The 17424-nt window shown below is 70.9% G+C and carries 16 protein-coding genes, 1 other RNA gene and 1 pseudogene; 11 read left to right on the forward strand and 7 right to left on the reverse strand.

Going from position 1 to position 17424, the window contains the following annotated elements:
• Positions 1-33 precede the first annotated feature (33 nt).
• From prfB to ASG96_RS15340, 7 genes are all read left to right on the forward strand, one after another.
• Positions 34-1146, forward strand: coding sequence for a peptide chain release factor 2 (gene prfB, locus ASG96_RS15310; protein WP_056759521.1), 1113 nt, complete (start codon positions 34-36; stop codon positions 1144-1146).
• A gap of 162 nt (positions 1147-1308) precedes the next feature.
• On the forward strand, positions 1309-1800 hold the full coding sequence (locus ASG96_RS15315) for a hypothetical protein (RefSeq protein ID WP_057588500.1): 492 nt from the start codon (positions 1309-1311) through the stop codon (positions 1798-1800).
• Positions 1801-1983: 183 nt separating this feature from the next.
• Positions 1984-2883 carry a cell division ATP-binding protein FtsE gene (gene ftsE, locus ASG96_RS15320; protein ID WP_057588501.1) on the forward strand — a complete coding sequence of 300 codons (900 nt, stop codon included), beginning with the start codon at positions 1984-1986 and terminating at the stop codon, positions 2881-2883.
• A gap of 24 nt (positions 2884-2907) precedes the next feature.
• Positions 2908-3813, forward strand: coding sequence for a permease-like cell division protein FtsX (gene ftsX / locus ASG96_RS15325; protein ID WP_056759516.1), 906 nt, complete (start codon positions 2908-2910; stop codon positions 3811-3813).
• Positions 3814-3960: 147 nt separating this feature from the next.
• Positions 3961-5463: a peptidoglycan DD-metalloendopeptidase family protein gene (locus tag ASG96_RS15330; RefSeq protein WP_235506763.1), complete on the forward strand. Its 1503-nt coding sequence runs from the start codon at positions 3961-3963 to the stop codon at positions 5461-5463.
• 96 nt (positions 5464-5559) lie between these two features.
• Positions 5560-6033 carry an SsrA-binding protein SmpB gene (gene smpB, locus ASG96_RS15335; protein ID WP_056759512.1) on the forward strand — a complete coding sequence of 158 codons (474 nt, stop codon included), beginning with the start codon at positions 5560-5562 and terminating at the stop codon, positions 6031-6033.
• 78 nt (positions 6034-6111) lie between these two features.
• Positions 6112-8091: a DUF2207 domain-containing protein gene (locus tag ASG96_RS15340; RefSeq protein ID WP_057588502.1), complete on the forward strand. Its 1980-nt coding sequence runs from the start codon at positions 6112-6114 to the stop codon at positions 8089-8091.
• On the opposite strand, the gene ASG96_RS23835 is transcribed toward ASG96_RS15340, so the two are convergent.
• Together ASG96_RS23835 and ASG96_RS15345 are read right to left on the reverse strand one after the other, a co-directional pair.
• Positions 7994-8410 carry an MFS transporter gene (locus ASG96_RS23835; RefSeq protein WP_200962704.1) on the reverse strand — a complete coding sequence of 139 codons (417 nt, stop codon included), beginning with the start codon at positions 8408-8410 and terminating at the stop codon, positions 7994-7996. The two genes, ASG96_RS15340 and ASG96_RS23835, sit on opposite strands and share 98 nt — an antisense overlap.
• A complete protein-coding gene (locus ASG96_RS15345) occupies positions 8380-9249 on the reverse strand; it encodes an MFS transporter (RefSeq protein ID WP_057588503.1) in 870 nt (289 codons plus the stop codon). The genes ASG96_RS23835 and ASG96_RS15345 overlap by 31 nt, the downstream gene beginning before the upstream one ends.
• A 53-nt stretch (positions 9250-9302) precedes the next feature.
• On the opposite strand from ASG96_RS15345, the gene ASG96_RS15350 reads away from it, so the two are divergent.
• Positions 9303-10208 carry a winged helix-turn-helix transcriptional regulator gene (locus ASG96_RS15350; protein ID WP_082591816.1) on the forward strand — a complete coding sequence of 302 codons (906 nt, stop codon included), beginning with the start codon at positions 9303-9305 and terminating at the stop codon, positions 10206-10208.
• Here the strand turns inward: ASG96_RS15350 and ASG96_RS15355 are convergent.
• Together ASG96_RS15355 and ASG96_RS15360 are read right to left on the reverse strand one after the other, a co-directional pair.
• Positions 10157-10765, reverse strand: coding sequence for a hypothetical protein (locus ASG96_RS15355; RefSeq protein WP_057588504.1), 609 nt, complete (start codon positions 10763-10765; stop codon positions 10157-10159). The two genes, ASG96_RS15350 and ASG96_RS15355, sit on opposite strands and share 52 nt — an antisense overlap.
• A gap of 59 nt (positions 10766-10824) precedes the next feature.
• On the reverse strand, positions 10825-14199 hold the full coding sequence (locus ASG96_RS15360) for a pyruvate carboxylase (protein ID WP_057588505.1): 3375 nt from the start codon (positions 14197-14199) through the stop codon (positions 10825-10827).
• A 211-nt stretch (positions 14200-14410) separates the two neighbouring features.
• Here ASG96_RS15360 and ssrA point away from each other — a divergent pair.
• Positions 14411-14777: a transfer-messenger RNA gene (gene ssrA, locus ASG96_RS22710) on the forward strand.
• Between the two features lie 106 nt (positions 14778-14883).
• On the opposite strand, the gene ASG96_RS15365 is transcribed toward ssrA, so the two are convergent.
• The 3 genes from ASG96_RS15365 to ASG96_RS15375 are packed head-to-tail and all read right to left on the reverse strand — an operon-like array spanning position 14884 to position 16411.
• A complete protein-coding gene (locus ASG96_RS15365) occupies positions 14884-15345 on the reverse strand; it encodes a YccF domain-containing protein (protein WP_082588825.1) in 462 nt (153 codons plus the stop codon).
• A 4-nt stretch (positions 15346-15349) separates the two neighbouring features.
• Complete coding sequence (gene trxA / locus ASG96_RS15370; RefSeq protein WP_056759505.1) at positions 15350-15751, reverse strand: thioredoxin; 402 nt, start codon at positions 15749-15751, stop codon at positions 15350-15352.
• Between the two features lie 39 nt (positions 15752-15790).
• Positions 15791-16411 (reverse strand): SIMPL domain-containing protein, encoded by a 621-nt coding sequence (locus tag ASG96_RS15375; RefSeq protein ID WP_056759503.1) that lies wholly within the window; start codon positions 16409-16411, stop codon positions 15791-15793.
• A gap of 69 nt (positions 16412-16480) precedes the next feature.
• Between ASG96_RS15375 and ASG96_RS15380 the strand changes: the two genes are divergently transcribed.
• Both ASG96_RS15380 and ASG96_RS24255 read left to right on the forward strand, forming a co-directional pair.
• Positions 16481-16849, forward strand: a complete 369-nt coding sequence (locus ASG96_RS15380) for a VanZ family protein (RefSeq protein ID WP_056759501.1) — start codon at positions 16481-16483, stop codon at positions 16847-16849.
• Between the two features lie 290 nt (positions 16850-17139).
• Positions 17140-17424, forward strand: a pseudogene (locus ASG96_RS24255) (DEAD/DEAH box helicase); the annotation flags it as partial.

The raw sequence follows: 17424 nt of genomic DNA on the forward strand, positions 1-17424 counted from the left end.
GCGCGGCTCCCTGCTGCCGTAGGCTGTTCCATCGTGGCTGTTGACTTCACGCAAGAAATCAAGGAACTGCGCGCGACGATGGATTCCGTGCGCGGGGTCACGAACCTCGACGAGCTCGCCCGGACCATCAGCGAGCTCGAGCAGCAGGCCTCCGCCCCCGACCTGTGGGACGACCCGGACGCTGCCCAGCAGGTCACGAGCGCGCTGTCCCGCGCCAACTCCGAGCGCGACCGCGTCCTCGGCATGGATGCGCGCATCGAGGACCTCGAGACCCTCGTCGAGATGGGCCAGGAGGAGGCCGACGCCGCCACCCTCGAGGAGGCCGAGCGCGACCTCGCCACCCTGAAGAAGGACGTCGGCGAGCTCGAGGTCCGCACGCTGCTGTCGGGGGAGTACGACGAGCGCGAGGCCGTCGTCACGATCCGGGCCGGCGCCGGCGGCGTCGACGCCGCCGACTTCGCCGAGATGCTCATGCGCATGTACCTCCGCTGGGCCGAGCGCCACGGCTACCCGACCAAGGTCATGGACACCTCCTACGCCGAGGAGGCGGGCCTCAAGTCGGCCACCTTCGAGGTCAACGTCCCGTATGCCTTCGGCCACCTGTCCGTCGAGGCCGGCACGCACCGCCTCGTCCGGATCAGCCCGTTCGACAACCAGGGCCGTCGCCAGACGAGCTTCGCCGCCGTCGAGGTCATCCCGCTCATCGAGAGCGACGACTCGGTCGAGATCCCCGAGAACGAGCTCAAGGTCGACGTCTTCCGTTCGAGCGGGCCCGGCGGCCAGAGCGTCAACACGACCGACTCGGCCGTGCGCATGACGCACATCCCGACCGGCATCGTCGTCTCGATGCAGAACGAGAAGAGCCAGATCCAGAACCGCGCCGCCGCCCTGCGCGTCCTCCAGTCCCGCCTGCTCCTGCAGCGCAAGGCCGAGGAGGCCGCGGTCAAGAAGGAGATGGCGGGCGACGTGAAGGCGAGCTGGGGCGACCAGATGCGCTCCTACGTGCTCAACCCGTACCAGATGGTCAAGGACCTCCGGACCGAGTTCGAGACGGGCAACCCGAGCGCGGTCTTCGACGGCGACATCGACGGTTTCGTCGAGGCCGGGATCCGCTGGCAGATCGGGCAGAACCGGCAGCAGGACTGACATTTCGGGGCGACCTCGTCTTTCGACGGGCGCGACGGCCGCTGCGCTCGTAGGGTCGCGTCGTCGGCTCCCCCCGACGGCGTCACCGTGCCGGACCGCTCGGTGACCGTCCGCTCACGGTGGGTCGGCGCAGCTCGCGCACCCGCCTGAGAGGTTCCGCCCATGTCACCCCTCCACCGCCTCGCCACGACCTTCGCCGCGCTCGTCGCAGCCGCCACCGTCGCCATCGGGCTGGCGCCCGCGGCGTCTGCTGCTCCCACCGCCCCCACCGCTCTCGTCGCCAGCGCTTCCCAACCGTGCAGCAGCGTCCGGCAGATCGGCGACCGGAAGGTCGTCTCCGACCTCGGCATGTCCGCCTTCACGGTCCGCCAGTACATCGGCTGGTGCAGCGACTCGCGCGGGTCGGCGTGGATGAACTTCGCGTCCGTCTACGTGTGGGACCAGTACCACGTGCGCGGCTTCGCCTACCGCTCGTACGCCGGTGTCGCCGTCCGCGGCGAGCCCGAGACGCGCGGCTTCACGGCGAGCGCCAACCGCCAGCAGCTGAGCTACTCGACCCCCGTGCGCACGACGGCCCTGTGCACGCAGGGCTGGGGCAAGCTCTACCGCGCCGGGTCGGAGTCGGCACAGGGCCTCTCGTCGCTCGCCTGCTGAGGCGCCCGACCGACCCGGCGGCCCGCCACGCCGGGCCCGGCCGTTTTCCGGGGGTTTCGCCCGTCGGCCCGTAGCCTCGGATGCGGCCCGGTGCACGCCGGCGTATGCCGTCACGCACCACCCGGCCCAGCCGCTGTCCCGCTGATGCCCAGCTGATGTCCAGTACGAGTCGAGGCCCGACGCATGATCCTCTTCGAGAACGTCACGAAGACCTACCCGCGCACGACTCGTCCGGCGCTCGACGACGTCAGCCTCGAGATCCCGCGCGGTGAGTTCGCCTTCGTCGTCGGCACGTCCGGATCGGGCAAGTCGACGATGATGCAGCTCGTCATGAAGGAGCAGGACGTCACCCGCGGGCGCGTCCTCGTCGCGGGACGCGACCTCGACCGCCTGCCGGAGCGCAAGGTCCCGGCCCTGCGGCGCGAGATCGGCTGCGTCTTCCAGGACTTCCGCCTGCTGCCCAACAAGACGGTCTTCCAGAACGTCGCCTACGCCCTCCAGGTGCTCGGCAGCAGCCGGGCCCGCATCCGCCAGACCGTGCCCGAGACGCTCGAGCTCGTCGGCCTCGCCGGCATGGAGAAGCGCCTGCCGCACCAGCTCTCCGGCGGGGAGCAGCAGCGCGTCGCCATCGCCCGCGCCTTCGTCAACCGCCCGCCGATCCTGCTCGCCGACGAGCCCACCGGCAACCTCGACCCCGACACGAGCCTGGGCATCGTCCAGCTGCTCGACCGCATCAACCGCACCGGCACGACCGTCGTCATGGCCACCCACGACACGGTCACCGTCGACGCGATGCGCAAGCGCGTCATCCGCCTCGACCGGGGCGTCCTCGTCAGCGACATGGAGGCGGGCGACTACACGACCGGTTCGATCCCGCGCATCCGGCTCGAGGAGGAGGCCGAGGCCCCGCGCCGCGCGGACGAGCCCGAGGCGTCCGACGGCTACGACGACGGGGACCCCACGGCATACGACCCCGGCGACGAGCCCGATGGGCTCCCGCCCATCGGGCGCGACGCCGACGAGCCACGCAGCAGGGGCGGGATCTTTCGCCGGCACAAGGCCGTCCAGACGAGCGACCGCTGAGCGCGAGACGGAGCGAGACACGACATGCGATTCCAGTTCCTCCTCGGCGAGATCGGCAACGGCCTCCGGCGCAACCTCTCGATGGCCGTCTCGGTCGTCATCGTCACGATGATCTCGATGTACCTCCTCGGCCTCGGCCTCATGGGCCAGCGGCAGGTCGACACCATGAAGGACTACTGGTACGACCGCGTCCAGGTCACGGTCATGCTCTGCGCCGAGAAGACGCGGTTCACCAACTGCGCGGGTGAGGCGACGACCGACGCACAGCGGACCGCGATCAAGGCCGAGCTCGAGGCCCTCAAGCCGACGGTCAAGGAGGTCTACTACGAGTCGCGCGACGAGGCGTACGACCGGTTCAAGCAGACGTACAAGAACTCGCCGCTCGCCCGGGCGGGGGAGTCCTACTTCGCCGACTCCTACCGGGTGAACCTCAACGACGCCGGCAAGTTCGACGTCGTCGCGAGCTCGATCAAGGGCATGCCCGGTGTCGCCGACGTCCAGGACCAGAAGAAGCTGCTCGAGAAGTTCTTCACCTTCATGAACACCGTGTCGTGGGCGGCGATCGCCCTGTCCTCGCTCATGGTGCTCGCGGCCGTCATGCTCATCTCGACGACGATCCGCCAGACCGCCTTCAGCCGTCGGCGCGAGACCGGCATCATGCGTCTGGTCGGCGCCTCGAACTTCACGATCAGATTCCCGTTCGTCATGGAGACCGTCCTGTCGAGCGTGCTCGGGGCGGTGCTGGCGATGGGCATGCTGTGGGCCACGGTCCGCTACGGCGTCGTCGGCTTCCTCAGCCAGACCCTGACCGACACCGCCTTCATCGGGGTCGCGGACGTCTACTACGTCGCGCCCTTCGTCATCGTCGGCGTCATCGTGCTCTCGAGCCTCACGTCCTGGGTGACGCTCCGCCGCTACCTGCGCGTCTGACGCCCGCCGCTGCTCCACGATCTCCCGGATCCGCACCCGGGGGAGGGGTCGGTGCCGCATGCTGTCCCAGGCGGGCATACACCCCTGATCGTGACGAAGTCTCCCCATCGCGAGTGACCTGTGGTACCAATGGAACATATGTGGCTCATGAGGCGTTCTGAGAGGAGCGGGCCCGCGGCCAGGCTGACGGCCGCCGGGCTCGTCGTCGTGTGCTCCGTCTCCGTGGGATCGGCGCTCGTCGCCCGCGCCGACTCGGTCTCCGACCAGAAGAAACGCAACGACCGGAAGATCGCCGCGCTCGGCCAGCAGCTCGAGGGCACCAACGCCTCGCTCGCCCGCGCCTACGTCAACCTCCAGCGCACCAACGCCGCGCTCCCGATCGCCCAGCAGCGCGTCGCCTCCGCCCAGACGGCCCAGGTGCGAGCCCAGGCCGCGCAGGTGGCGGCCGAGGCCACCGAGGCCCGGGCCATCGCCGCCGAGGCCAAGGCCCGCGCGCACAACGAGGCCGTCGCCCAGAAGCTCGCCGTGGCCCAGGCCAACGAGCAGCGCGCCAAGGAGCAGCTGGCCAAGAGCTCCACCGACCTCGTCACCAGCCAGGACGCCCTCGACTCGTACGCCGCCGAGGTCTTCCAGGGCTCCGGCCAGGAGTCCCAGCTCGGCATGGTCTTCGGCTCGACGTCGCCCGAGGACTTCGCCAACCGGCTCGTCATGGCCGACACCGCGAGCGCCGTCGCCAGCGACACCATCGACAAGCTCGCCGCGATGACGGCCGACAACACCTCGACCCGCTCCTACCTCACGTCGGTGCGGGGCGAGATCGCCGAGCTGAAGCGTCAGGCCGAGGCCGCGCTGCGGGGCGCGGAGGCGGCCGCCGCGGCCGCCACCCAGGCCAAGAACCAGGCGATCATCGCCAAGAACAACGCCATCACGGCCACCCAGAACGCCGCGGCGGCCAAGACGCAGCTCGACCAGCTGAAGTCCAAGCAGTCGTCCTTCGCCGCCGACCTCGCGGTCCAGAAGAAGAGCGAGGCCTCTGACCTCGCCGCGGCGCGCGCCGAGTCGGCCCGCCTGCAGGCCGTCCTCGTCGAGCGTGCCCGGCAGGCCCGCATCGCCGAGCAGAAGCGCCTCGCCAAGCTGCGCGCCGAGCGCGCCGCCAAGATCCGTGCCGAGCGGGCCAAGGCAGCCGCGGCCAAGAAGCGCGGCCAGGTCTACGTCCCCAAGACCCCGCCGCCCGTGCAGGGCGACTCGACCCCGTCCAACTACCTCAGCTACCCCGCCGTCGGCCCGACGACGTCCGGCTTCGGCATGCGGTGGCACCCGGTGCTCCAGAAGTGGATGCTCCACGACGGTCTCGACTGGGGCATCCCGTGCGGCACGCCCGTGTATGCCGCGGCGCCGGGTGACGTCATCCGCGCCGGCTGGCGCGCGAGCGGGTGGGGCAACCAGATCCTCATCGACCACGGCATCCACCGGGGCGTCGACCTCGTCACGAGCTACAACCACCTGTCGAGCATCGTGAAGTTCGGCGGCAGCGTGAGGCGAGGCCAGCTCATCGGCTACTCGGGCACGACGGGCTACTCGACGGGCTGCCACCTGCACTTCGGCACCTACGAGGACGGCACGCCCGTCAACCCCCGCAAGTGGCTCTGACCGACGCCCGCCGACAAAACCGACTCTGAGTCGAGTCTGCCTTCGGGGTAGCGTTGGTGCGCTGACCACACACCACGAAGGCGGAAGGACGGCCCGGTGCCCAAGGAGAAGGGGCGGTCGCTCATCGCGAGCAACCGCAAGGCCCGACACGACTACCTCATCGACGACACCTTCGAGGCGGGCATCGTCCTCTCCGGCACCGAGGTGAAGGCGCTACGGATGGGGCGCGCGTCCCTCGTCGACGGCTTCGCCATGTTCACCGGCGACGAGCTCTACCTCGAGAACGTCCACATCCCCGAGTACCTCAACGGCACGTGGAACAACCACGCCCCGCGTCGCAAGCGCAAGCTGCTCCTGCACCGTGCCGAGCTCGCGAAGATCGCGCACAAGACCCGCGAGAGCGGGCGCACCATCGTGCCGCTGTCCCTCTACTTCAAGGACGGCCGCGCCAAGGTCGAGATCGCGATCGCGACCGGCAAGAAGGAGTACGACAAGCGCCACGCCCTGCGCGAGCGCCAGGACAACCGTGAGGCCGATCGCGCCATGAGCGCGGCCAACCGTCGCCGCTGACCCTCCAGCCGGAACCGCGGGCGTCGATGCCGCGTCCGGTGTCAGGATGCAAGGGACCAACGACGTGGAGGGATCCCGATGGCTGGATCGACCGGACCGACCCGATCGAGCGTGACGCGCGGCCGGCGACTCGCCGTGCTGGGGCTGCTCCTCGCGGCCGCCCTGCTCCTGCTCACCCCGGCGGGGAGCGCGCAGGCCGCCGGTGACGAGGGCATGGACTCCTTCGTCGCGGTCTACGACCTGCAGCCCGACGGCAGCATGAAGGTCACCGAGACGATCACGTGGCGCTTCCCGAGCGGTGAGCAGCGGCACGGCATCTTCCGCAACATCGTCGTGCGGATGGGCTGGAACGACGAGGAGAACCGCTACCGCTACTTCGACCTCACAGACGTCGCCGTGTCGAGCCCGACCGGTGCGCCGGACGAGTTCCGCGTCAGCGACAACGGTGCGTCCGAGGAGATCCGGATCGGCTCGGCGGACCAGCTCACGAGCGGGACGCAGGTCTACACGGTCAGCTACACGCTGCACGACGTGCTCAACCCGATCACGGCCGACGGCAAGCCGGCCCCGGACTCGAGCCAGGCCGCCACCGTCGAGCTCTACTACAACGTCTTCGGGACCAACGAGACGACGGCGCGTGACCGGGTGTCGATCACCGTCAACGCCCCGACGGGTTCGACCCAGGTCGCCTGCTACCAGGGCGTCAGCCGGTCCGACACGCCGTGCCAGGCCACCTCGGGCGACCCGGCCCGTTTCTCGGCCGCCGGCCTGACGTCGGGCGACGCCATGTCGGTGCTCGCCTCCTACCCTGCCTCGGCCTTCGGCGACGTGCGCGCCGACGTCCGTGAGGGCGACTCCGGTGCGTCGATCGGCTCCGACGCCGCGCCGGCCGCCAACGCGGCGGCCTGGGCCGGCGCCGTCGGCGCCCCGGTGCTGGCCCTGGCCGTCATGGGTGCGCTCGTCTGGACGCGTGGTCGCGACGAGCGCTACGCCGACCTCACTCCGGGCCTCTCACCGGCGTACGGCACCGGCGCCACGGGCGACGGCACCCCGGCCGCCGCCACCGTGCGTGGCGGGTCGTCGACCGTCGCCGTCCAGTTCCAGCCGCCGAAGGGCGTGCAGCCGGGGATGGTCGGGACGATCATCGACGAGACCGCGAACCCGATCGACGTCTCGGCCACGGTCATCGACCTCGCGGTGCGCGGCTTCATCCGCATCGAGGAGAGCGACGGCGGGGGCGGCGTGTTCAGCCGCACCGACTGGACGCTCACCCGGCTCGCGCCGCCGGCCGACGAGCGGCTGCTGCCCTACGAGCGCCAGCTGCTCGACGGGATCTTCTCCAGCCGGGGTGACGCCGTGCGCCTCTCGGAGCTGAAGAACACCTTCGCGAGCACCCTCAAGCGCATCCAGAGCGGGATGTACGAGGAGGTCGTGACGCGTGGGTGGTTCCGCTCCTCGCCCCAGACCCAGCGCGGCGCCTGGCAGGGGCTCGGCCTCGTCATCGCCGTGCTCGGCGGCCTCATGCTCTTCTACGGCCGGCCGGCGATCAGCGCGATCCTCGGTGGCAGCTTCGGCGGCGGGGTCGCCCTGGGTGTCGGGCTCGTCGTGGCCGGCATCATCGTCTGGGTCCTCGGCGGGCGGATGGCCGCCAAGACCGCCGAGGGCTCCGCGGTGCTCGCCCAGTCGCTCGGCTTCAAGGAGTACCTCACGACCGCCGAGGCCGGGCAGATCGAGTTCGACGAGGCCTCCAACATCTTCAGCCGCTACCTGCCGTATGCCGTGGTCTTCGGTGTCGCGGACCGGTGGGCCCGCACCTTCGCCGACGTCGCGAAGGCGGCCGAGGCCGCGAACCGGCCGCTCGTGATGCCGACGTGGTACGTCTGGAGCGGCAACGCCTTCCCTGACTTCACGAGCATCGCGGACGGCGTCGACTCCTTCTCGACGACGTCGACGGGCACGTTCACCTCGACACCCGGCTCGTCGGGATCGTCCGGGTTCTCCGGCGGGGGTGGCTTCTCCGGTGGCGGTGGCGGCGGGTCCTCGTCCGGCTCCTGGTAGACGGAGCCGGACGCGCCGACGCGAGGGCGAGCAGGGCGCCCACGCCGGCCACGACGCCACAGAGCGGCCACAGCAGGCCGGGGGCTGCGGCATACACGATCCCGCCCAGCGGCGCCGACAGCATGGCCCCGCTCGTCGCGGCGCCCGTGTAGAGGCCTTGGTACTGACCGACGAGATGGGAGGGCGCGGCGTCGAGGACGTGGGCGGTGGCCGTCGTCTTGTAGAGGACCTCGCCGGCGGTGAGCACCACCATCGCGACGACGGCCGCGACCGCGACGCCCAGCCAGGTCAGTCCGAAGATGACGAACCCGACTGCCACGAGGGCGTATCCGGTCGCGATGATGGGAATCGCGGGGCGGTCCCGGGCCAGATCGCCACGGGGATCTCGAGGGCGAGGATGAGCGCCGACCCGATCGCCACCAGGAGCGTGTAGAGCGCGAGCGGCTGGCCGTGGTCGCGCAGGTACAGGGGGAGGGTCGAGTAGAGCTGTCGGTAGACGAGGTCGACGAGCACGACACCGGGCAGGAGCAGCAGGAGCGACCGGTCGGCCCGGACGGCCCGCCAGAGCCCGGCCGGTGCGTCGGGCTCGCGGGCGACCGGAGCCTCGTCGGGCAGGAAGCGCGACGTGACGTGGCGCAGCACGAGGGTGAGGACGCCGTCCACCACGAAGAGCGTGTCGTAGCCGTGCGTGGCGAGCAGGGCGCCGACGGGAGGCCCGATGACGAAGCCGGCGTTCGAGGCGGCTCGGCTGACGGCGACGGACGACCGGCGCGACCCGGCCGGGACGGCGAGCGCCGCGAGGGCGCCCTGCCCGAGGGATGCGACGGCGCCGAGGTAGCCGGTCACGGGCATCGTCATGGCGAGCAGCCAGACGGGCTGCCACGGGATCAGGGCGGTGAGGACGCCGACGACGCTCGCCGCGAGGAGCAGGACGCGGCGGTGTCCGTGGCGGTCGCCGAACCGTCCTCCCGTGAGGTTGCCGAGCAGTGCGCCCACGCCGTTCGAGCCGGCGACGACACCCGCCGGCACGACGCCCAACCCGCGGGGGCCGGTGAGGTAGAGCACGAGGAAGAGCATGAGGAAGGCGCTGGCGGAGCTGACGAGGCGCCCGGCGGCCAGCACCCAGACGACGCGGGAGAGGTCTCTCAGGTCGTGCACCCCGACATCAGACCATGGTCAGTCTCTTTTGGAAACTCGGTTAGGATGACGACATGACGAGGCGACACGCGAGCCCTGCAGACCCGTGCGGCATCGCCCATGCCGTCGGCGTGCTGGGTGACCCGTGGAGCCTGCTCGTCCTGCGCGACGTCGCGGGTGGTCGCACCCGCTTCGAGCAGCTCGTCGCCGAGACGGGCATCTCGCGCAAGGTCCTCACCCAACGCCTCGAGGCCCTCGTCGCCGACGGCGTGCTCGAGCGCCGTGCCTACTCCGAGCGACCTCCCCGACACGAGTACGTCCTCACGGACCTCGGCCGCGGCGCGCTCCCGGTGCTCGGCGCCCTCCAGGAGTTCGGCGACACGTGGTTGCTCGGTGACGGGCAGCCTGACGCCGGCGCTCCGGCGGACTCCAACGAGGCGGCCCGCGTCGGCGCCCTGGTCGGAGAGACGGTCCCGCGACTGCACGCGCTCGACCCCGTCTCCGACGAGCCGCTCACCGTCGTCTACTGCTACCCGGGCAACGCCTTCCCGGGTGCAGCGGAGATCCCCGGCGGCATCGGCTGCACGCTGGAGTCCTGCACCTACCGCGACCGGCTCGCAGAGTTCGCCGACCTCGGCGCCTCCGTCGTCGGGGTCTCGACACAGCGCCCCGGCGAGCAGGCCGCGTTCGCGGCGGCGAACGGCATACGCTTCCCGCTGCTCTCCGACGCCGACCTCGAGCTGACGACGGCGCTGCGCCTGCCGACCTTCCGGGCCGGTGGCACGACGAGGCTCAAACGGCAGACGCTCGTCGTCGACCGCGACCGCACGGTGCGCGCCACGCTCTTCCCGATCCCCGACGTCACGGGCTCGGTCGAGGAGGCGCTGCGGCTCGTCCGCGAGATCGCCGGGCGGCCCGACGGGTTCGGTCAGGACGACTGGCCCACCCGACGCAACGTGCCGCTCCTGCCGCCGTCGTAGCCCGTGCGGTACGCGAGGACGTCGTCCCCGAGGATGAAGTAGTCACCGCCGTGGCGCAGCTCGCAGGACGGTGAGCTGTCAGGCGAGTAGGAGCCCGTCGCGAAGTCGAACTGCGGACCGTCGCTGATGCCGACGAGCGTGATGTCGGCGACGCAGGGGAGCAGGTCGGTCGTCAGGGTGCCGCAGCGACGCCCCTCGGCACAGTCGGCGGTGACGACGAGGGTCATCGTCAGCTGCTGGGAGCCGTACCGGGCGGGCCCGGACCAGGTGCCCGTGAGCCGGTCGATCAGCGCCGACCTCGGTGCCGGGACCGGCGAGGGTGCCGGCGTGACCAGCGCGCCCTGTCCTGACGCGGACGGCGACCCGAGGACCGACGACGCGCCGACTGCGGCCTGGGGCGTCGACGGGGGGAGGAAGTGGGTCACGAGCGTCGCGGCCGCCGTGATGCCTGCGGCCCCGAGCGCCGTGACGGCCGCCCAGCCGGTGGGGCTGAGACCGCGACGACCCCCACCGACGGGAACACCCGGCGGCTCGGTCAGCCCTGTCTCACCACTCATGCCGCACCAGCTCTGACGGCCCCGAGACCTCCAGCCTAGCGGCGGCCGGCCCCCGGCCGTCAGCCGATGACCACGAGCAGGTCGCCACCCTCGACCTGCTGGTGGGCGCCGATGGCCACCCGCGAGACGGTGCCACCGGCGGGGCTCGCGATGTTGGCCTCCATCTTCATGGCCTCGATCGTCGCGACGACCCCGCCGGCCTCGACGGTGTCGCCCTCGGCCACGGCGAGGGTGACGACGCCGGCGAAGGGGGCCGCGACCTGGCCCTTGGCTCCGGGGTCGGCCTTCTCGGCGGACTTGACGTCGGCCTCGACCGAGCGGTCGCGCACGGTGATCGGGCGGAACTGGCCGTTGAGGGTGCACATGACGGTGCGCATGCCCTTGGGGTCGGCCTCACCGATGGACTGGACGCCGAGGATGAGGCGCTTGCCCGGCTCGATCTCGACCTCGTACTCCTCACCCGCCTCGAGACCGTGGAGGAACTCGACCGTCCCCAGCACCGACAGGTCGCCGTAGGACTCGCGCGAGGTCTCGAACTCCTTCGTCGGCCCCGGGAAGAGCAGCTGGTTGAGGGTGCGTCGGGGGGCCGTGCCGAGATCGGACTCCTGCTCGGCCGTCAGCTCGGTCAGCCGCGGCTTCGACTGGCGGCCGGCGAGTGCCTTCGTGCGGAACGGCTCGGGCCACCCGCCGGGCGGGTCGCCGAGCTCACCGTTGAGGAAGCCGATGACCGAGTCGGGGATGTCGTAGCGCTGCGGGTCGTCCTCGAAGTCCTTCGGGTCGGCGCCGGCACCGACGAGCGCCAGGGCGAGGTCGCCGACGACCTTGGAGCTCGGCGTCACCTTGACGACGTTGCCGAGGATCCGGTTCGCCGCGGCATACATGTCCTCGATGGCCTCGAAGCGGTCGCCGAGACCGAGAGCGATCGCCTGCTGGCGCAGGTTGCTCAGCTGCCCACCGGGGATCTCGTGGAAGTAGACCCGACCCGTGGGGGAGTCGAGGCCCGACTCGAAGGGGCGGTAGAGGTGGCGCACGGCCTCCCAGTAGGGCTCGAGGGCGAAGACGTTCTCGATGTCGAGGCCGGTGGGCCGGTCGGTGTCGTCGGTCGCAGCGACGAGGGCCGAGAGCGAGGGCTGGCTCGTCGTGCCCGCCATCGTCGCGGTCGCCGCGTCGACGGCGTCGACCCCGGCGTCGATGGCCGCGAGCAGCGTGCCGATCTGCCCGCCCGCCGTGTCGTGGGTGTGCAGATGCACCGGGAGGTCGAAGCGCTCCCGCAGGGCCCGGACGAGCCGCGACGCGGCGGGGGCACGCAGCAGCCCCGCCATGTCCTTGATGGCGAGGACGTGGGCACCCGTGTCGACGATCTGCTCGGCGAGGCGGAGGTAGTAGTCGAGGGTGTAGAGCCTCTCGCCCGGCGACATGAGGTTGCCCGTGTAGCAGAGTGCCACCTCGGCGACCGCGGTCCCGGTCTCGAGCACGGCCTCGACGGCAGGGCGCATCTGCGACACGTCGTTGAGCGAGTCGAAGATGCGGAAGACGTCGAGCCCCGTCGAGGCGGCCTCGCGCACGAAGGCGTCGGTGACCGCGGTCGGATAGGGGGTGTAGCCGACGGTGTTGCGGCCGCGCAGCAGCATCTGGAGCGGGATGTTGGGCATCGCCTCGCGCAGCGCGGCCAGGCGCTCCCACGGGTCCTCGGCGAGGAAGCGCAGGGCGACGTCGTAGGTCGCGCCGCCCCAGGCCTCCATCGAGAGCAGCTGCGGCGTCAGGTGCGAGACGTGCTTCGCGACATGGAGCAGGTCGCGGGTGCGCATGCGGGTCGCGAGGAGCGACTGGTGCGCGTCGCGGAAGGTCGTGTCGGTGACGGCGACGTCGTTCGCCTCGCGCAGCGCTCTCGCGAAGGCGGCCGGACCGTCGGCGACGAGACGGTCTCGGGCACCGGGCGGCAGCGGCGCATCCGGGAGCGGGGGGAGCTTGGTGCGCGGGCGGATCCGCGTCGTCACCGGCCCGTTGGGCTGGTTGACGGTGACGTCGGCGAGGTAGCTGAGCAGCTTCGTCGCGCGGTCGGCGCTGATGCGCGCCGAGAGCAGCTCGGGTCGCTCGTCGATGAACGAGGTCGTCGCGAGGCCCTCCTGGAAGACCGGGTCGCCGAGCACCGCCTCGAGGAAGGGGATGTTCGTCGAGACGCCGCGGATGCGGAACTCCGCGAGCGCGCGCTGGGCCCGACGGACGGCGATCGGGAAGGTCATGCCGCGGCACGTGAGCTTGACGAGCATCGAGTCGAAGTGGGCGCTGATCTCGGCACCGACGAAGACGGTGCCACCGTCGAGCCGCACGCCGCTGCCGCCGGCCGAGCGGTAGACCGTGATGGTGCCGGCATCGGGACGGAACCCGTTGGCGGGGTCCTCGGTCGTGATCCGGCACTGCATCGCGAAGCCCTTGGTCCGGATGTCGTCCTGGCGCAGGCCCATCGACGCGAAGGTGTCGCCTGCCGCGATCTGCATCTGCATGACGACGAGGTCGATGTCCGTGACCTCCTCGGTCACGGTGTGCTCGACCTGGATGCGCGGGTTCATCTCGATGAAGACGTAGCGGCCGTCCTCACCGAGGAGGAACTCGACGGTGCCGGCGTTGACGTAGCCGATCGAGCGGGCGAACTCGACGGCGTCGGCGCACATGCTCTCGCGGGTGGCCGCGTCGAGGTTGGGCGCCGGGGCGATCTCGACGACCTTCTGGTGGCGTCGCTGGAGCGAGCAGTCGCGCTCGTAGAGGTGGACGACCTCACCCGTGCTGTCGGCGAGCACCTGGACCTCGATGTGCCGCGGGTTGACCACGGCCTCCTCGAGGTAGAGCGTCGGGTCGCCGAACGCCGACTCGGCCTCGCGCTGGGCGGCCTCGAGCGCGTCCCGCAGGCCCTCGCGCGCCTCGACGCGGCGCATGCCACGGCCACCGCCACCGCTCACCGCCTTGACGAAGACGGGGAAGCCGATGTCCTCGGCCGCGGACGCGAGGGTGTCGAGGTCGGTGCCGGGCTCGGAGCCGCGCAGCGTCGGCAGGCCGGCGTCGCGCGCGGCCGCGATGGCACGGGCCTTGTTGCCGGTGAGGTGGAGCACCGAGGCGGGTGGGCCGATGAAGGTGATGCCGGCCGCGTCGCACGCCTCGGCGAGGAGGGGGTTCTCGGAGAGGAAGCCGTAGCCGGGGTAGATCGCGTCGGCACCGGCCTCGACGGCCTGGGCCACGATGGCCTCGTGGTCGAGGTAGGCCCGGACCGGGTGGCCCTCCTCGCCGATCTGGTAGGCCTCGTCGGCCTTGAGCCGGTGCTCGCTCTTTCGGTCCTCGTAGGGGAAGACGGCGACCGTGCGGGCGCCGAGCTCGGTCGCGGCCCGGAAGGCTCGGACGGCGATCTCGCCTCGGTTGGCGACGAGAACCTTGCGGAACATCGGACCTCCAGGGTGCGGGGGCGACTCGTGTGGTCCGCGTCGACCACGTCGGCAGCCTAGTGGCGGGCTCGTCACGCCAGAGCGGGGTGTTCCCATCCGAGACGGGAATGGCTTGGACCGCCAGAACGTTCCTCCTGCATACTGTGGACTCCACCCCGGTGGAGAGCAGGGCAGCTTGACAAGTCAACAGCGTGACGTGGACACCCCTCATGGGGGTGATCGGTTTCGACGGTGGTCGACATATCAGGGGAAGCGGGTCGAGGATGCAGGGTTATCTCGTAAACGCTCCTTGCAAAACAATAGGTGCCAATTCCAAGCGCACCGACTTCGCCCTCGCCGCCTGAGCGAGCCTCGAAGTCTGTCAGCCTGAGCTAGTTTCCGACTCAGTGCCTGGCATCAGCTAGGAAACTTGCTGCGCAGTCATGTTGGGGGGCTGCGCGGGACTCTTACTCAACTGGGCCTGTCAGGGGACGTGTGCGTGCGAGCCCTGGGGCCGAGAAAAGCCATAGCGCACTGCACCCGGAGAAGCCCTGGTTTCTCGTCATCGGACGCGGGTTCAATTCCCGCCACCTCCACCACTCACGTGGTGGCCACGTCACGCTGTCGCTGTCAGCACGAAGAGGGCGCCCCGTTCGCGGGGCGCCCTCTTCGCGTATGCCGTGTGCGGTGCAGTCCCGCGGTCCGTCAGCGCAGGCGCAGGTCCTCGTTGCCGGGGGCACCGCCGGTGCGTCCCGGACCGATGAGGTCGGGCCCGAACGCGGAGTACGACCCGCCCTCGACGGGGACGATCCGCTTGCCGAGCGGGAAGAGCGAGACCGGGATCAGCTTGAGGTTGCCGAGGGCCAGCGGGATCCCGACGATCGTCACCGCCTGGGCGATGGCCGTCGTTACGTGCCCGAGCGCGAGCCACCAGCCGAAGAAGATGACCCAGAGGACGTTGCCCAGCGTCGAGGCGGCCCCGGCGGCCGGGTGGTCCACGACGGTGCGGCCGAACGGCCACAGCGCGAACCACCCGATGCGGAACGCGGCCAGCCCCAACGGGATGCCGATGATCGTCACGCACGCGACGACCCCGGCCAGCAGGTACAGCAGCCAGAGCCAGAAGCCGCCGAAGACGACCCAGACGACGTTGAGGAGAAGCCGCAAGGACTCAGGCCTGCCCGGACGCGTCGGTCGCGGCGGCGCCGGCAGCCTCGGCCGCCATCTGCTCCTTGATCGGGGCCATGTCGAGGTTCTTGACCTGCTCGATGACGTCCTGGAGCGCCGACTGCGGCAGTGCGCCGGGCTGGGCGAAGACGAGCACGCCCTCCTTGAAGGCCATCAGGGTCGGGATCGAGGTGATGTTGGCCGCCGACGCCAGCGACTGCTCGGCCTCCGTGTCGACCTTGCCGAACACGATGCCCTCGTTGTCACCGGCCTGTGAGGCGGCGTCGTAGACCGGGGCGAACTGTCGACACGGGCCGCACCAGGACGCCCAGAAGTCGACCAGGACGATGTCGTTGTCGAGAACGGTCTTCTCGAAGGACTGCGCGGTCAGGTCAGTGGTAGCCATGTCTCTCCCAACGGATCGTGTGCGGCAGGTATTCCGCCCTCAGCGCAGTTCCCAGGTGACCGTGACGGAGGCCCCGAGGTCGAGGTCACCGCCCTCGACGGGCATCCCTCCGGCGTCCATCGACGCGGCCATGAGCTTCATCTCGCGGCGCTGGACCGGAATCGCACCCGCCTCGGCCACGCCGAGGACCGCACCGAGCTGCGCGCCGGAGAGGACGGCATACTGCTCCGCCTTGTCGCGGGCGTCGGCGAACGCGGCGTCGCGAGCCCGGCGCAGCCCGTCGCTGCGGTCGGACACGTCGAGGCGCACCTGGTCGACGAGTAGCGCGTTGCCGACGGCGGACGCCGCGGCCTCGAGGATCTCGCCCACCGACTCGAGGCGGCGGACCGTCACGGCCAGGCGCTGCTGCGCCTGGAACCCGACCGCCGTGCCGGTGTTGTCCCAGCGCTGGTTGACCCCCGCGTCGAGCGTGCGGATGTCGGCATCGGCGACGCCGTGGTCGCGCACGACGGCCCCGACCTTCGTGATGCCCTCGGCCGCGCCGGCAAGGGCCGCCGCGACGTCACCGGCGTCGTGCCCGACGCGCAGGTCGAGCCGCACGACGTCGGGGGAGACCGAGGCCCGACCGCTGCCGTTGACGGTGACCGTGCGCTTGCCCATGGGCGTCCTCTCGTCGCGGCCCGGGGAGGGGTTCTGGGCCCTCTCGCAACCTACCTAGACTGCCGTCCCATGACGAGCCTCCCGCGACGGTCCGCCCCTGCCTCGCGCCACGTCGTGGGTCTGGCCGTCGCCGCGGTCGTGGTGCAGCTGCTCGTCCTCTACTGGCCGGTCGTCACCGTCGAGGGGCCCGTGAGCTGGACCGACAAGGTCGTCCACCTGCTCGTCTTCGCCGTGCCGACGTATGCCGTGGGGCGGGCTCTCGGGTCGGTGCGCACCGCCGTCGTGGTCTTCGCGATCCACGCCCCGCTGAGCGAGCTCGTCCAGCACTTCCTGCTCCCGGGACGCTCGGGCGACGCGTGGGACGCGGTGGTCGACCTCGTCGGCGTCGCGGTCGGGGCGACCGTGCTCGTGGTCCGGGGCCGGCTGCGTCGCTGGTAGACTCAGGAAATCCGACTCCGAGGTCTCCTCGGATCACGACGGAAGAGATGGCGCCGGGGATGCCCGGCGGGCAGGCTCGTCCGACGGGGTGACACCCCTACCGGAAGACCGCGCAGACGGCGCGGCCCGGCACCGACGCGGAGCGGATCCGAAAACCGGACGGCACAGATGCCGGGCACCGGTACACATGGGGCGCAGACAATGCTGCGCCTGAGGCTCGTCTGCATGGTCGTGGTGTGACTCACGGCTCGAGGCGAAGTCTGCATCGAGTCAAGAGAGTTGAATACGCAATGCCCAAGCACACCTCCTCCGGCGCGCCCAAGAAGGCCCGCTGGTCCACCGAGAAGAAGTCCGGCGCGACCAAGAAGCCACACCGCGGACAGGGTGGACCGAAGTCGTCCTCCTTCTCCGGTCCCAAGACCTCCCGCCCGGCCTCGTCGGGCTCCTCGCACGTCGGCGGCCGCGAGTGGCGCGCCCCGCGTGACGAGCACCGCTCCTCGGACCGCCGTGACGACCGTGGCGGCGACCGTGGTGGCTACCAGCGTCGTGACGACCGCGGCGACCGTGGTTTCCAG

The sequence above is a fragment of the Terrabacter sp. Soil810 genome (genome assembly GCF_001429645.1).
Classification (GTDB): domain Bacteria; phylum Actinomycetota; class Actinomycetes; order Actinomycetales; family Dermatophilaceae; genus Terrabacter.

What these genes read in the sequence shown, in the direction of transcription:
- ASG96_RS15340 (WP_057588502.1), top strand. Translation starts at nt 6,112, where the DNA reads ATGGCTGGATCGACCGGACCGACCCGATCGAGCGTGACGCGCGGCCGG.
- ASG96_RS15360 (WP_057588505.1), bottom strand. Translation starts at nt 14,199, where the DNA reads ATGTTCCGCAAGGTTCTCGTCGCCAACCGAGGCGAGATCGCCGTCCGA.
- ASG96_RS15355 (WP_057588504.1), bottom strand. Translation starts at nt 10,765, where the DNA reads ATGAGTGGTGAGACAGGGCTGACCGAGCCGCCGGGTGTTCCCGTCGGT.
- trxA (WP_056759505.1), bottom strand. Translation starts at nt 15,751, where the DNA reads ATGGCTACCACTGACCTGACCGCGCAGTCCTTCGAGAAGACCGTTCTC.
- ASG96_RS15375 (WP_056759503.1), bottom strand. Translation starts at nt 16,411, where the DNA reads ATGGGCAAGCGCACGGTCACCGTCAACGGCAGCGGTCGGGCCTCGGTC.
- ASG96_RS15380 (WP_056759501.1), top strand. Translation starts at nt 16,481, where the DNA reads ATGACGAGCCTCCCGCGACGGTCCGCCCCTGCCTCGCGCCACGTCGTG.
- ftsX (WP_056759516.1), top strand. Translation starts at nt 2,908, where the DNA reads ATGCGATTCCAGTTCCTCCTCGGCGAGATCGGCAACGGCCTCCGGCGC.
- ASG96_RS15350 (WP_082591816.1), top strand. Translation starts at nt 9,303, where the DNA reads ATGACGAGGCGACACGCGAGCCCTGCAGACCCGTGCGGCATCGCCCAT.
- ASG96_RS15315 (WP_057588500.1), top strand. Translation starts at nt 1,309, where the DNA reads ATGTCACCCCTCCACCGCCTCGCCACGACCTTCGCCGCGCTCGTCGCA.
- ftsE (WP_057588501.1), top strand. Translation starts at nt 1,984, where the DNA reads ATGATCCTCTTCGAGAACGTCACGAAGACCTACCCGCGCACGACTCGT.
- ASG96_RS15330 (WP_235506763.1), top strand. Translation starts at nt 3,961, where the DNA reads ATGAGGCGTTCTGAGAGGAGCGGGCCCGCGGCCAGGCTGACGGCCGCC.